Origin of the sequence: Paracoccus aerodenitrificans (assembly GCF_027913215.1) — a bacterium.
Lineage (GTDB): Bacteria > Pseudomonadota > Alphaproteobacteria > Rhodobacterales > Rhodobacteraceae > Paracoccus > Paracoccus aerodenitrificans.
This window is the reverse complement of the sequence record NZ_CP115784.1, coordinates 878614-892166: the sequence shown is the minus strand read 5'-3', so window position 1 is coordinate 892166 and position 13553 is coordinate 878614. Positions and strand designations below refer to the sequence as shown.

The 13553-nt window shown below is 58.4% G+C and carries 17 protein-coding genes and 3 pseudogenes; 8 read left to right on the top strand and 12 right to left on the bottom strand.

Features of this window, described 5'->3' with window-relative positions; all coding sequences use genetic code 11:
• Positions 1 to 10: 10 nt before the first annotated feature.
• The 7 genes from rplE to PAE61_RS05780 all read right to left on the bottom strand — a co-directional run bounded on the left by rplE (position 11) and on the right by PAE61_RS05780 (position 3374).
• Positions 11 to 571, bottom strand: a complete 561-nt coding sequence (gene rplE / locus PAE61_RS05810; RefSeq protein ID WP_271114395.1) for a 50S ribosomal protein L5 — start codon at positions 569 to 571, stop codon at positions 11 to 13.
• Positions 571 to 876, bottom strand: coding sequence for a 50S ribosomal protein L24 (gene rplX / locus PAE61_RS05805; protein WP_271114394.1), 306 nt, complete (start codon positions 874 to 876; stop codon positions 571 to 573). Before rplX ends, rplE begins: the two co-directional genes overlap by 1 nt.
• Entirely contained in the window at positions 876 to 1244 is a 369-nt protein-coding gene (gene rplN / locus PAE61_RS05800) for a 50S ribosomal protein L14 (protein ID WP_090521031.1), read from the bottom strand. The genes rplX and rplN overlap by 1 nt, the downstream gene beginning before the upstream one ends.
• 65 nt (positions 1245 to 1309) lie before the next feature.
• Complete coding sequence (gene rpsQ, locus PAE61_RS05795) at positions 1310 to 1558, bottom strand: 30S ribosomal protein S17 (protein WP_271114393.1); 249 nt, start codon at positions 1556 to 1558, stop codon at positions 1310 to 1312.
• 11 nt (positions 1559 to 1569) lie between these two features.
• Entirely contained in the window at positions 1570 to 1776 is a 207-nt protein-coding gene (gene rpmC, locus PAE61_RS05790) for a 50S ribosomal protein L29 (protein WP_271106579.1), read from the bottom strand.
• A 453-nt stretch (positions 1777 to 2229) separates the two neighbouring features.
• Positions 2230 to 2832: a DUF1109 domain-containing protein gene (locus tag PAE61_RS05785; protein ID WP_271114392.1), complete on the bottom strand. Its 603-nt coding sequence runs from the start codon at positions 2830 to 2832 to the stop codon at positions 2230 to 2232.
• Entirely contained in the window at positions 2829 to 3374 is a 546-nt protein-coding gene (locus PAE61_RS05780) for a sigma factor (RefSeq protein ID WP_271114391.1), read from the bottom strand. Before PAE61_RS05780 ends, PAE61_RS05785 begins: the two co-directional genes overlap by 4 nt.
• Positions 3375 to 3514: 140 nt before the next feature.
• Here PAE61_RS05780 and PAE61_RS05775 point away from each other — a divergent pair, with 140 nt between their 5' ends.
• The 7 genes from PAE61_RS05775 to PAE61_RS05745 all read left to right on the top strand — a co-directional run bounded on the left by PAE61_RS05775 (position 3515) and on the right by PAE61_RS05745 (position 7871).
• Entirely contained in the window at positions 3515 to 3823 is a 309-nt protein-coding gene (locus tag PAE61_RS05775) for a BufA1 family periplasmic bufferin-type metallophore (RefSeq protein ID WP_271114390.1), read from the top strand.
• A gap of 66 nt (positions 3824 to 3889) precedes the next feature.
• Positions 3890 to 4720 (top strand): MNIO family bufferin maturase, encoded by an 831-nt coding sequence (gene bufB, locus PAE61_RS05770; protein ID WP_271114389.1) that lies wholly within the window; start codon positions 3890 to 3892, stop codon positions 4718 to 4720.
• Positions 4717 to 5436, top strand: a complete 720-nt coding sequence (locus tag PAE61_RS05765) for an HvfC/BufC N-terminal domain-containing protein (RefSeq protein WP_271114388.1) — start codon at positions 4717 to 4719, stop codon at positions 5434 to 5436. The genes bufB and PAE61_RS05765 overlap by 4 nt, the downstream gene beginning before the upstream one ends.
• On the top strand, positions 5433 to 5942 hold the full coding sequence (locus PAE61_RS05760; RefSeq protein WP_271114387.1) for a DoxX family protein: 510 nt from the start codon (positions 5433 to 5435) through the stop codon (positions 5940 to 5942). Before PAE61_RS05765 ends, PAE61_RS05760 begins: the two co-directional genes overlap by 4 nt.
• 245 nt (positions 5943 to 6187) lie before the next feature.
• Positions 6188 to 6975 (top strand): IS5 family transposase gene (locus tag PAE61_RS05755; protein WP_271112960.1). Its coding sequence is split into 2 segments (ribosomal slippage): positions 6188 to 6527 and positions 6527 to 6975, totalling 789 coding nucleotides; the frame shifts between segments, so codons are not numbered across the junction.
• A gap of 137 nt (positions 6976 to 7112) precedes the next feature.
• Positions 7113 to 7469, top strand: a complete 357-nt coding sequence (locus tag PAE61_RS05750) for a cupin domain-containing protein (RefSeq protein ID WP_271114386.1) — start codon at positions 7113 to 7115, stop codon at positions 7467 to 7469.
• 162 nt (positions 7470 to 7631) lie between these two features.
• Positions 7632 to 7871 (top strand): hypothetical protein, encoded by a 240-nt coding sequence (locus PAE61_RS05745; RefSeq protein WP_271114385.1) that lies wholly within the window; start codon positions 7632 to 7634, stop codon positions 7869 to 7871.
• A gap of 70 nt (positions 7872 to 7941) precedes the next feature.
• On the opposite strand, the gene PAE61_RS05740 is transcribed toward PAE61_RS05745, so the two are convergent.
• The 4 genes and pseudogenes from PAE61_RS05740 to PAE61_RS05725 form a co-directional block, all read right to left on the bottom strand.
• Positions 7942 to 10494, bottom strand: coding sequence for a membrane-bound PQQ-dependent dehydrogenase, glucose/quinate/shikimate family (locus tag PAE61_RS05740; protein ID WP_271114384.1), 2553 nt, complete (start codon positions 10492 to 10494; stop codon positions 7942 to 7944).
• A 409-nt stretch (positions 10495 to 10903) separates the two neighbouring features.
• Positions 10904 to 11094: pseudogene (locus PAE61_RS05735) on the bottom strand (transposase); the annotation flags it as partial.
• A 103-nt stretch (positions 11095 to 11197) separates the two neighbouring features.
• A pseudogene (locus tag PAE61_RS05730) lies at positions 11198 to 11449 on the bottom strand (TetR-like C-terminal domain-containing protein); the annotation flags it as partial.
• Between the two features lie 27 nt (positions 11450 to 11476).
• A protein-coding gene (locus PAE61_RS05725) for an IS5 family transposase (RefSeq protein WP_271113032.1) occupies positions 11477 to 12234 on the bottom strand; the annotation gives its coding sequence in 2 pieces (ribosomal slippage) (positions 11477 to 11898 and positions 11898 to 12234; 759 coding nt in all).
• 527 nt (positions 12235 to 12761) lie between these two features.
• Here PAE61_RS05725 and PAE61_RS05720 point away from each other — a divergent pair.
• A pseudogene (locus PAE61_RS05720) lies at positions 12762 to 13228 on the top strand (IS21 family transposase); the annotation flags it as partial.
• Here PAE61_RS05720 and PAE61_RS05715 read toward each other — a convergent pair.
• Positions 13209 to 13499: a hypothetical protein gene (locus tag PAE61_RS05715; protein ID WP_271115194.1), complete on the bottom strand. Its 291-nt coding sequence runs from the start codon at positions 13497 to 13499 to the stop codon at positions 13209 to 13211. The pseudogene PAE61_RS05720 and the gene PAE61_RS05715 sit on opposite strands and share 20 nt — an antisense overlap.
• Positions 13500 to 13553: the final 54 nt, after the last annotated feature.

Here is a 13553-nt window from a genome sequence, read left to right as displayed (position 1 = left end):
CCCTCCGCGCTCAGCTGGTGAACGGCATGTTGAAATGCTTCAACAGCGCCTTCGCTTCCGCGTCGGTCTTCGCGGTGGTGCAGATGATGATGTCCATCCCCAGAACTTCGTCGACCTTGTCGAAGTTGATTTCCGGGAACACGATATGTTCTTTCAGGCCCATCGCATAATTGCCGCGACCGTCAAACGCCGTGCCCTTCACGCCGCGGAAGTCGCGGACGCGCGGCAGCGCGATATTGATCAGGCGATCGAGGAATTCATACATACGGTCGCCGCGCAGGGTCACCTTGGCACCCAGCGGCATTTCCTCGCGAACGCGGAAACCGGCGATGGATTTCTTCGCCTTGGTGATGACGGCCTTCTGACCCGCGATCAGCGAAAGCTCTTCCGCGCCCTGCTTGACCTTCTTGGTGTCCTTGACGGCCTCACCGATGCCCATATTCAGCACGATCTTGTCGAGCTTGGGGATCTGCATGTCGTTCTTATAGCCGAACTCTTCTTTCAGAGCGGCACGGATCTTGTCGCGGAACTGCTGGCGCAGACGCGGCGTGTACTTGGATTCGTCCAGCATCAGATCACGTCTCCCGTGGTCTTGGCGAAACGGACCTTCTTGCCGTCTTCCTCGCGGAAGCCGACGCGGGTCGCTTTGCCGTTTTTGTCCAACAGCGCGAGGTTCGACAGGTCGATCGGCATGTTCTTCGGAACGCGCCCGCCCTGCGAATTCTGCGACTGACGGGTGTGACGCAGCGCGATGTTCACGCCGTCCACGACAGCCTTGCCCTCTTTCGGCAGAACCTGCGTGATCTCACCCTGCCTGCCCTTGTCCTTGCCGGCAAGGACGACGACCTTGTCGCCTTTTTTCAGCTTGGCAGCCATTACAGCACCTCCGGAGCAAGCGAGATGATCTTCATGAAGTTCTTCGCACGCAGCTCACGCACAACCGGCCCGAAGATACGGGTGCCGACCGGCTCGCCCTGGTTGTTCAGGATGACGGCGGCGTTCTGGTCGAAGCGGATCGAGGTGCCGTCTTCGCGTTTCACTTCCTTGGCGGTGCGTACGACGACGGCCTTGCGGACGTCACCTTTCTTCACGCGACCGCGCGGGATGGCTTCCTTGACGGACACGACAATAATGTCGCCCACCGACGCATAGCGACGATGCGAACCACCCAGAACCTTGATGCACTGAACTTTCCGGGCACCGGAATTGTCAGCAACATCCAGATTGGTCTGCATCTGGATCATGGTTATCTCCCGACCTTTGGGGACGACGATGCGGGTCGCCCCAGGGTTTCGAATTTATGCCGGACTCAGGCAGACGCTTGCGCGTCTTCCGTCAGCACCGTCCAGCGTTTGGTTTTCGAGATCGGAGCGCATTCGATGATCCGAACGGTATCCCCGACCTTGAACTGGTTTTCCGCGTCATGGGCGCGGTATTTCTTCGACGAGCGCACAGTCTTGTGCAGCAGCGGATGCTTGAAGCGGCGCGTCACCTGAACCGTCACGGTCTGGTCGTTCTTGTCCGAGGTCACGGTGCCTTGCAGGATGCGTTTGGGCATATCGGTTCCCCTTACTTCGACGACGCGGCATCTGCCGCTTTCTGGTTCAGAACGGTTTTCACACGCGCAACGTCGCGGCGCACGGCACGCATACGGGCGGTGGATTCAAGCTGGCCGGTAGCCTGCTGGAAGCGAAGGTTGAACGCTTCCTTTTTCAGCGACACGAGCTGCTCATTCAGCTGCTCGGGCGTCTTGTCTTTCAGTTCCTGCGCTTTCATTGCGCCTCTTCCTTTCAACATCACCGGAGAGCCCCGGCTTACCCGGGCCACCCTGATTCCGGTGGAGTTTCGTGATGAAGGCCGTCCCATACAGGGAACAATCCCGTCTGGCAAGCGCAAACCGCCCGATTTCCTGAAACTTGCCTGTATCCGGGGCCGGTCAGGGCCGAAATCGTCCTGATGATCCGGGCGATATATGTGAGTTTTATCCGGCGGCACAAGCTGAACCCGATCACGTGGGGGTTATCCGGGTGTCAGCAGCGGACGCAAAACCCGACGGATCGTGTCGTCTTCGAAGCGAGGAACCTTACCAAGGCTCTCAAAAAGCTCCGGGATTATCCGAAGTTCTGCATTCCACGGCCAACTGAAAGGCGTTCGCCTGATCGACGATGTAGAGGTTCTGCCGCCGAGGAATAAATCTTGTTCGGACTGTTCCAGCCTTACTCCAGAAAACTATACGCCCAGAACATGACGCCCCGTATACCTGCCGACAATTCCACAGATCAGAATTCCGGCAGAGTACCAGACCGTATAGAAAGCGGGTGCATCCTCGTTGCAATGCAGCGCATAGATGGCCGCCGCGAACGCCCCGGCGGTCAATCCGGCGATCAGCCCGTCCCGCTCTGGAGCGGTGACGACGATCCGGCGGAGTGCGACGAACGCACCGACCCCTATCGGCAGCGCCAGAAACGGGATCGAGGCAAGACATGTTCTCCATGATGAACCGAGGATGGCGGCGGCAAGCCCCTCATCCGGCATGGTAAGAAGAAAAAGCCCCGCCGCAGCGAGTACAGGCAGCCATAGCGGCCATAAGAGCAGTAACCCGTAGGGCCGCGATTTCAGCCTCCATGCAACCAGTACGACACTGAGCGGCAGGACAAATTTCGCCAACACCAGAGGCTTGGAAAGAACCTGAGGAAAATCGGCACGCAGATGCCAGAAACCCAGCAACAGCACGACCGACAGCAAGCCGCCGAGAGCCATGCGCATGCCCGTCAAAGGGCGGTTGATATTCGGATCGGCGGCAAGCGCGGCGATCAGTTCTTCGGTCTTCATCCTTCACTCTCTTTCTGCGCGACTGCACGCAACCGCCCGAGTGCACGATGCAGGGCGACCCGCATCGCGCCGGGACTCAGGCTGAACGCCGCACGGATTTCGGCATCGTCCTTGCCCTGCAGGGCATGGGCACGGATCAGCGCTGCGTCGCGCGGGCTCAGCCGGCCCAGCAACTGTTCCAGCAGATATCCCGCCAACGGATCAGCCCCACCGGGGACAGGCAGGGTTTCCGACATTTCCTCAACCGGGATATGCACCCCGCCTTTCCTGCGCCGAAGCATGTCTATCGCCTTATGCCGCAAGATCACCCTCACCCACGCCATCAGCGGACGGCTCTGATCCCAGCTTCCTCGTTTCATATGTATGACAAGCAGCGTTTCCTGCACGACATCCTCGGCCATATGACGTGCGTCATCAGGCAGGGCCGCAAAGGCCATGCGCCGAAGAGTCGGTGCCAACTCTGTCAGGCAGCGTCGATAGGCATCCGCGTCCCCCGACAAGGCCGCACGCATCAGGTTCTCAACCGCAACGTCGTCCATCATCTGCCCAGTTTACGCCGCAAAGCACGAAGCTGTTACAACCGCCACCGAAAAAAACAATGCTGCCGATGTAACGGCATCATGCTGCCTTTCGTAACCCGGATGAAGCCGGATGGGCTTCTTCAACAGGAAAGGACACCGACATGAACTCCAAATCTCTTGCGCTGAGCGCCGCCGCCCTCGCTGCCGCATCTTTCGCAGCGCATGCTGACGATGCAATGAAAACCGCCGAGATGGAAAAATGCTATGGCGTGGCAATGGCCGGCGAAAACGATTGCGCCGCCGGGGCCGGCACGACCTGCGCAGGAACATCGAGCGTCGATTATCAGGGCAATGCGTGGTCGCTGGTCCCGGCAGGCACCTGCATGGATCTGGAGCTTCCCGCGATGGAAGACGGCATGGCCCGCATGGGCTCGCTTGAGCCGATTGACCGCGATCTGCCCGACGCCTGATCGCCCTTTTCTGCCGGTGCGGGGGTAAGTGTCCCGCGCCGGTCTTTCACCGACCCGGAGACTGCCATGACATTGCCCCATTCCGTCGGCGTTGGCTTCAAAGCCGCCCATGCACCTGATTTGATGCAGGACCCCGGATGCGTCAGCTGGCTGGAAATCCACGCCGAGAACTATCTTCTGGACGGCGGACCGCGCATGGCGCTTCTGGCACAGATGGCCGAGCGTTTCCCGATCTCGGTTCACGGCGTTGGCATGTCGATCGGCGGAACCGAAAAACTCGACCCCGATCATCTGGAACGCGTTGCACGGCTGGTCAAGGCTCTGAACCCGGCGAGTTTCTCGGAACATCTCGCATGGTCGACCCATGAGGGGGTGTACTTCAACGATCTGTTGCCCCTGCCCTATACGCAGGCCACGATGGATCTGGTCTGCGCCCATGTCTCGCAGGTACAGGACCGGCTTCAGCGGCGAATGCTGCTGGAAAACCCTTCAAGCTATCTGGCTTTTTCCGAAAGCACCTGGTCAGAGCCCGATTTTCTGGGCGAGATAAGCCGCCGCACTGGCTGCGGCCTGCTGCTGGATGTCGCGAATGTGTTTATCTCGGCAAATAACCTGGACAGTTCTGCGGGCGCGTATCTCGACGCTTTCGCGCTGAGCGAAATCGGTGAGATCCATCTTGCCGGACCGGATGCCGACGAGGCCGAGACCGGGTTACTGATCGATTCCCATTCCCGAACGGTGCCGGATGCTATCTGGGGTTTATATGTAGATGTCCTTGCCAGAACAGGCCCTCTGCCAACGCTGATTGAATGGGACAATGACGTGCCCGAATTCGCGGTGCTGGAGCATGAAGCGGCACGGGCCTCGGCCATCCTTCTGAAACGGGCCGCGGCATGACATATTTCGCCGCCGCGTTGCTGTCGCCCGAGGCCAATGCGCCAGAGGGGCTGGAACTGCCGCAGGGCGGCGACCCCGCACGCCGCTTTTCGGTCTACCGCAACAATGTAAATGTCGCGCTTTGCACTGCGCTTGCGGATAATTTTCCGGTTGTGACCAGCTTGGTCGGACGTGAGTTCATGATGGCATTGGCACGGATCTTCATCGCCACCTATCCCCCCCAAACCCCGGTTCTGGCCGAGTGGGGAGACGCGTTTCCCGCATGGCTCGCCGGTTTCGCCCCTGTCAGCAGGCTGGAATATCTGCCGGATATGGCGCGGCTGGAACATCTGTGCCGCCTCAGCGTGAATGCGTCGGATGCCGCCCCTGTCGCTCCGAAGGATATCGCTGCAATGACACCCGAGGCGCTGTCGGAATGGCAACCCAGACTGCATCCTTCGACGCAAAGCATGGCTACGGCATGGCCTCTCCTGAAGATCCGCCGCCATGCACTTGGCCTTCGCGACGGTGAGCAGACGGAAACCGGCGAGATCCTGATCACGCGTCCCGCGCTGTCACTGGTTCTTCGCCCCGCACCCACCGGAACGATCGCTGCGTTGAAACGTCTCGCCAAAGGAATCCCCTTGGGCGCTGCTCTTGATGATCTGGAGCATCAGGCCGCCATCCTGACCACATTCCTGCGCTACGGCACCTTCGCAGAGGAGGGTAAGCAGTGAATGGAGGGCTGCAAAACCTCAACTTCTGGCTTGAAAGGCAAGCTCCACAAATCCTGCCTCTGATCGCGCGGCTTTGCTTTGTGGCTTCTCTTGGCCCGTTTTTCTGGCGTTCGGCACTGACCAAGCTGGACGGATTCGGACTGAGCGCGGGTGCATATGCGCAGATATTGCCACGGCTCGCCGAGGCGAAAGGATATGATATCGCCGCCATGCCCCTATGGGCTGATGGCATCGTAGCCCTTGGCACCATTACAGAGTTCCTGTTGCCCGCGATGATCCTTCTGGGACTGTTCACGCGGTTCTCGGCACTTGCCATGACAGGCTTTATCGTCGTGATGTCCCTGACCGATATATTCGGCCACGGCACACTGGCAGCAGCCACGCTACAGCCACGGCTTATGTGGTTTGCGGTGCTGTCGGTCCTGGCATGTTTGGGTGGAGGTCTATTATCGATCGATAAGCTTCTGCAACGTACTCGAGCAGCTTCAGACATTATTTTAATTTAACAAATTACATAAGATAGACCGGGTGGCGTTGACCGTAACGTCCCCACAAAGCTCGCCCGAGGCGGCGCACCGGATGATGTAAAAAACGGACAAGCAGACAATCCAAAAAGGTGATGCAAAGCAATAACTATTATCATCTACGAGTCTCCAAAAATGCGAAAAAGTTATTTGTTTTCCAAACCTAGGCTGTGTTGACAAAAGGGATTCACACGAGGCGCGTGGCATGATTCAAGCTGGTATCTGCGATGGAGAACAGCTTGGCACGAGACCTCATGTCGGACGAAGAATGGACGTTCTTCGAGCGCTTCATCCTGACGGTCCGCGCTCCGAACGGACGCAGGCCGTCCAACCACCGCCTCGTCCTGGATGGCATTTTCTGGATCGCTCGAACGGGGGCGCCATGGCGTGACCTGCCTGAGGAGTTTGGGAAATGGTCCAGTGTCTACCGCCAGTTCCGACGTTGGACCCTGGCGGGGCTATGGGAGGAGATCATGGAGGCGTTGAACGAAAGCGGCGCCGTCCCGGACGCGCTCCAGATGATCGACAGCACCGTGGTTCGCGCTCACCATCAGGCAGCGGGCGCTAAAGGGGGACTCCGAGACAGGGTTTCGGCCGTTCAAGGGGTGGTTTCACGACCAAGATCCATCTCCGCGTCAATGCGCGTGGCTTGCCCATGAGGACGGATATCACGCCGGGACAGACCTCGGACTATACCGGCTTCGATCTGGTCATGGCTGACAACTTGCCCGAGCCGAGTGTGCTGCTGGCGGATCGCGGCTACGACGCCGACAGCATCCGCAGGACCATGGAGGCACGAAATGTGCTGCCGGTCATTCCGATGCGCAAGTCGCGGAAAAGGCGTATCGGCGTCGACCGTTCCCTCTATCGGCTGCGCAACCTGGTCGAGCGGTGTTTCAACAAGCTCAAGAACGCCCGCCGCGTCGCCACCCGCTATGACAAGACCGCAGAAAGCTACCTCGGTTTCATCGACATCACGTCAATCCGCCTCTGGCTCCGCCATTTGTCAACATGACCTAAGCTTGGGTGAGGGGCAGAAATTAGAAGCTCAAGACGAGTGTTCAGAGGTCTTCGCCGTTGAGTAAAGCTTTTCTTTAATAGTTTTTTGCCAACTCACAATGCCGCGACGACGCTGCAAAAAGGAAGCAGATTATGTCCGATGACGCAATAAACCTCAGCCAAAAGCTCTCAACCTTCACCGAACGCTGGAGTCCCAAAATTGTTTCTCAGTTCAACGATTGCGACGTAATGGTCGTGAAGGCTGAAGGCGAGTTCAATTGGCACCGTCACGAAGATACCGACGATTTTTTCCTGGTGTTGAGGGGAACCCTTCGCATTGAGCTACGAGATCGTGATGTCATTCTTCAGCCAGGCGAGCTTTTTGTCGTTCCCAGAGGCGTCGAACACCGCCCGGTGGCGGAGCAAGAGGTTCATCTGTTGCTGATTGAGCCGAAGGGCGTGTCCAATACTGGCAACGCAGCGACCGCAGCCAAGAAGGTTTCCATTTAGCAGCCTTTCATTCGGTGCGCGAAGCCCTCACGCATGGCTCCGAGGGCCTGCCAACTCCGAGCGGCGAAAATTTCCATTCTGACTGAGTCAGCCCCAACATTCGGAAACTGACATAAGCTACGCTTTGCAGTCTGCTGATCGTCGACGAGAAGGAGATCAGGGATGTCGAAACGCAAGCAGCATGCGGCCGTGTTCAAGGAGAAGGTCGCGCTGAAAGCCCCAGAAGGCGATTTGACGGTAGCCGATCTGGCAAGCTGTTTCGGGTGTATCTGGCGATGCTTCATCAATGGAAGCAGGCCCTATTGCGCCGGTACCGGCCCGATGAACCTTCTGATCTATGGACCGTCAACAAGGCCGAGGGTTAGGGCGAACGGGGAAAGGGAAACCTCGGCCACCACCTGATTTGCGCAACAAAGTCACGCGGGACGAGAAAAAAGAAGCCACGGACCGCCCCCGCCACCAACCAGCACCCTTACTCCACCAGCGCATAAGCAATCAGATAATCTCCACGCACCTTTGCATTGTGGCGTGCACCCGCCGCCTGAACCAGAATGATCTGACGGCCCTGCTCGTCGACATATGTGATCGGAACGGACTGGCTGCCGACGGGCAGCCGGTCCTTCCAGATGACCTCGCCGGTTTCGGTGTCGATGGCACGCAGATAGAAATCCTGAGTCGCCGCGAAGAAGCTCACGCCTGATTTCGTGGTCAGCAGTCCGCCCAGTGTCGGCATCCCGGTGTTGAACGGCAGGCGTGTCGCCAGCCCGAACGGGCCGATATCCTGCGTCGTACCCATCGGGATTTCCCATTTAACCTGCTGCGTCGCAAGGTCAATCGCGGTGACGGTGCCATAGGGCGGCTCATAGCAAGGTGTGCCGAGATATTTCAGCGTGTTGTAATCGATGAACATCTGATACGGAGTGCCGCGCATCGGGCCACCCTCGCTGCCGCCGCTCAGGTCCTTGCCGCCGGTCGTTTCCTCGGGGATCAGATACATGCGGTTGATCCAGCGCATATCGTTGACCAGCAACAGGTTGCGGCTCTGATCGAACGAGACACCGCCCCAGTTCATGCCGCCTGTCTGCGCAGGCCATTCGAAATAGACCTCTGTCGAGGGGGGCGTCATCAGCCCTTCCCATCTGGTCTTCTTCGTGCGGATACGGCAGTAAAGATGGTCCAGCGGCGTCATGCCCCATGTATGCCGCTGATCCAGAATGCTGTCATCGACACCGATCTGCGGCATTCCGGTCGAGAAAGGTTGCGTCGGCGAATAACGCTCACCCGGCAGGTTGCCCTGAGGAACCTCCTGTTCGGTGACTTCCGTCAGCGGGGTGCCGTCGCGGCGGTCAAGAACGAAGATCTGGCCGCGCTTGGTGATCTGAACCAGGGCCGGTACGGTTGTGCCGTCCGCCATCGGGAAGTCAATCAGAGTTGGCTGCGCGGGGACATCGTAATCCCACAGGTCGTGATGCACGGTCTGGAAGCTCCAGACGACATCGCCGGTATCGAGATCGAGTGCGACAACAGAGGAATTGTACTCATCGTCGAAATCGCGCCGGTGGCCGCCCCAGTAATCCGGCGTCGCGTTGCCGGTGGGCAGATAGACCATGTTCAGTTCGGTATCATACGAGATCGGAGCCCAGACATTCGGCGTGCCACGGGTATAGGTCTCTCCTTCCGGCGGCAGGGTCTCGATGGCGGGGTTGCCCATATCCCAGGCCCAGACCAGATCGCCCGTAATCGCATCGAAGGCACGCACCACACCCGGAGCTTCCCCGACCGACTGGTTATCCATGACCCAGCCTCCGATGACGATCTTGTCGCCAGCAAGCGCGGCACCCGTGGTCGGCATGTACTGACCTGCGGGATAGGCGCCCATGCCTTCGTGCAGATCGACGACCCCGTCATCTCCGAAACTGGTGCAGAGCTTGCCGTCAGAGGCCCGGATGCTCATCAGCCGCCCGTCCACAGCGGCCATGATAATCCGCGGACCGCAATTTTCATCGGCAACGGCTGTCTGGTTATAATCCGGCACATTGGCGTTGGTGGTCATCGCATTCGCGTCGGCGATATCCATACCGCCATCGTTCTGAGTGGCAGTGCCGACAGCTTCCGCGACGGCATCGATTTCGGCCTCAGCCTCGGCGCTTGCGGTCGACGGCTCTCCGGCAACCTCATCAGCGCCGGAACTGCCGATCAGTGCCGGGTCCACATAAGCCATCGTCCGGCAACGCATCCAGATCGGAGCCGAGGATTGCGGGTTGAACTGCCATTTGATCTCACCCGTCGTCCCGTCAAGCGCCGTCACGACGTTATTATAGGCGCAGTGATAGACCGTGCCATCCACATAAAGCGGCGTGTTCTGATCGGCATTGCCCTGCAACGCATCGGGAACCTGCCCGTGCTGCGCGGTCCAGACGACTTCCAGATCGCCGACATTATCCGGCGTGATCTGGTCGAGCGGAGAATAGCGCACACCCTCACTGGTGCGCCCGTACTCGCGCCATTCATCGCCCATTTCCAGCGTCAGGTCGGTTTCCGTCCCCGGAGTGGTCGGAATGTCGTTTCTGACAATGCCATGCGGGAAGAACATTGCCGCGAAATAAACCACGAAAACTGCCAGAAGGCCAAAGCCGCCCCCGAACAGGTATTTTCGTTCATTATTCCAGCGCTTTTCCCCGGCAGGGAAAAGGCGAACACAGAGCAGCAAAACGATCCCGATGACCAGAGGCGCCGCCACACGCGGGACAGACCCCCAGAATCGCAAACCGACTTCATAAAAATTCCACAGGACCGTCAGGGCAAGCACGATAAGGTAAAGATAGACCCCGTCGATCCGACCGCGCCAGATCAGCCAGCCCGACAGGCCAAGACCGATACCCGCCAACACATAATACCAGCTCCCCCCCAGGGAGATAAGATATGCGCCGCCTCCGAACAGCAGTAATCCGGTTACAATCAGAACGATGCTGATAATCCGTAGCACAATGCTTACACGCTGCCGACCCAATGTAATTTCGCTCATGATCAACCTATCCGAACAAATTTGATTTCTGAAAGGCTCAGCGATCAGAGCCAAAGACCGAGTTTAACCTGATGGCCGGTTCCGTAGAAAACGGCGCACAAGATGAGTGGCGAATATAAGATTCTAGCAGGAATCCGTAGTATGTGGCTAAGATCCGTATAGCATAGCTTAAGTCTTGCGCCAACGGAGTAAGCAGGTATTGCGTATAGCGTTACAAGTGCAGGTTCTATTTGGAAGAATAAGAAATAATAAGTTATAAAGAAATGATTTAAGCGTGTATTTCGCCGCCTTTAACAGGGCGTTGAAATAGTCCCCGAGCCGGAACGCTATCCGTTCATGAATGCTGGGTTGCGTGATCGCCATGTCTGTCGGTGCGCTCGATGTGCGCGCCAGATGCCGTTCTCCCGCGTCACGCTGTCAGCAGCCGGGGCAGTCTCGCGAGGTTGTTTGCCGCCATTGTCAGGATGAACCGCGACCGGACGTGCTGGAGGCCACGATGCATTGTCTGGGCCATGCCGTCGACTGTTTCGGCCCAGCCGAATGCCTCTTCGATCTTCCTTCGGTGCTTCTGTGACATGGGTAGCCCGCATGCCGGGTGGTGGCGATGGATCATGTCCAGTGCCACGCTGGCGTTTGGTGCGTCTTTCGCGCCAACGCCTTCGACGTTTCTTTTCGCGTTGGTCAAACAAAGTTCAGCGTCCTGTCAACGCGGAATATCCAGCATTCCCAGCATTGCGGGCAGCAAGGTATCGACCGCAAGTGCCTGAGCATCCTTCCCATCGCCAACCCCACCATCAAGCATGAGGCGAGCGAAACCGTGAACGAGGGACCAGCAAGCAATCGTCGGTGCCATCGCCGGATCATCATGTGAGATGCGCGGTGCGGTGGCACCTCGCACAAGCCGGTCAAGACTGTCGAACGAACGCGTTTTCTCTGCCAACAGCCTGGAATCGCCAAGGTTAGGCTCAGGACTCGTTCTTGATCATAACCAGAAGATGACGGTCGCGGCGAGCAGGATTGCAGAGAAGAAGGTCTCGGGGCAACGGTCGTATCGGGTGGCGACGCGCCTCCAATCCTTGAGTCGGCCGAACATGATTTCGATGCGGTTGCGGCGTTTGTAGCGCCGCTTGTCGTATTTGACGGGTTTCTTGCGCGACTTCCGACCCGGGATGCAAACCTTTATCCCCTTGTTTTTCAAGGCATCTCTGAACCAGTCGGCATCATAGCCCCGATCGGCCAGCAGCCAATCCGCCTCCGGCAGGCTGTTCAGAAGTGCCGCTGCCCCGGTGTAATCACTGACTTGTCCGGCGGACATGAAGAACCCTATCGGGCGGCCCTTCGCGTCGGTGACGGCGTGCAGTTTCGTGTTCATGCCGCCTTTCGTTCGCCCGATCTGGCGCCCGCGCCCCCTTTTTTGATCCGCAGGCTCGAGGCCGTGCGATGCGCTTTCAGATAGGTCGCGTCGATCATGATCGTATTGTGTTCGGCGCTCTCGGCGGCGAGGCCCACCATGATCCGGGCGAAGGTCCCGTTCTCGCTCCAGCGCTTCCAGCGGTTGTCGAGCGTCTTGGCGGGGCCGTAGTCCGTCGGCGCGTCGCACCATCGCAAGCCATTACGATTGATGAATATTATGCCGCTCAGCACACGCCGGTCGTCAACGCGTGGCTTGCCGTGGGATTTCGGGAAATAGGGTTTCAGACGCTCCATCTGCGCGTCAGTCAGCCAGAAAAGGTTGCTCATAAATCAGGTCTCCTTGCAGAGCCTGAATCACGCAAACAGCCCGAAATCAATGGGTCTGGAGCCTAGAAGCGCCGCTGTGCCGGTGTAATCGCTTCTGTGGTTGCCGCCCGTAGTGCAAGAGGTTTTTGACCCTATTGGCATGTGATCGAGTGCGAACTTCTGGGAGGCCTTCATGATGCGGCATTTCCAGAAGCTGCGGGCCGGGATGGTGATCAGCGGATAGGGTCCAAATCTGACCTTCGAGCTATATGCTTGTAGTGAGTAACTGGTTTTCCCGGTGCAGATCTGTTCGACCGTTTTGCCCATCGAAGTCGTTGTCTTCTTACACTCCACTTGGCACCGTCACCAGCAGTTTGACATGCGCATCACGCCGCCCCGACCAGCTCCGGATCATGTAATCATCGTTCCTCGTCAGCATTGCCCATATCTGGCGGGCCATTTGTTGGCCAGCGCGATCGCGACCAAAGTGCCCCCTCTGATATTTCTGATCAGAAGCTTCCTCAAATACATGGGGGAGCAGTCAGGGGATGTTGGTTGTGAAGATAATCACGAAGATCAGGCGTGCGCATTTCGTCGACGGCAAGTCGATCAAGCAGATCTGCCGCGAGTTGCGGTTGTCGCGGAACACGGTGCTTAAGATTATCAGATCTGGCGCGACCGAGTTCACCTATGGCCGCACCACGCAGCTGCGTCCGAAGAGCGATCCCCGGCGTTCTGGACTGGACGAGATGCTGTCCGAGAATGCGCGGCGACCGAAGCGGGATCGCCTGACGCTGATCCGGATTTACGAAGAACTGTGCAACCGCGGCTATGACGGTCGCTATGATGCTGTCGGCGCTATGCCGTCAGCTGGGCGAAGGCGACACACGCGGCCTCGGCCAGCGCGTATGTTCCGCTGAGCTTTAATGCGGGCGAGGCCTACCAGTTCGACTGGAGCCACGAGGTCGTGATCCTCGACGGCGTGACGGTGGCGGTTAAGGTGGCCCATGTCCGAACGCTTTCTCCGTTGCCAGTGCGAAGGCCTTCGCGGCCAGACGTTTGCCGCGCTCGGGCTGGACGTGGATATGGCCGCGGATCAAGCGGCGCATTTCTGCCTTGTTGGCCTTCATCCACAGCGCGACTTTCTTCCCGTTGGCGGGGCTTTGCTCGGTGTCGGTCATATCTTTTTCGCTCATCAGCAGAAAACTCTGATCGCGCGCCAGCAAGGCGGAAAAATCCGCCAGCACTGTATCAACCGGAGTATCGTCTCCGGGATCGTTGATCATGCGAACATAGGGAAAACCGGTAGGATCGAGTCGCATGGCGTTGCCTTTGCCGTG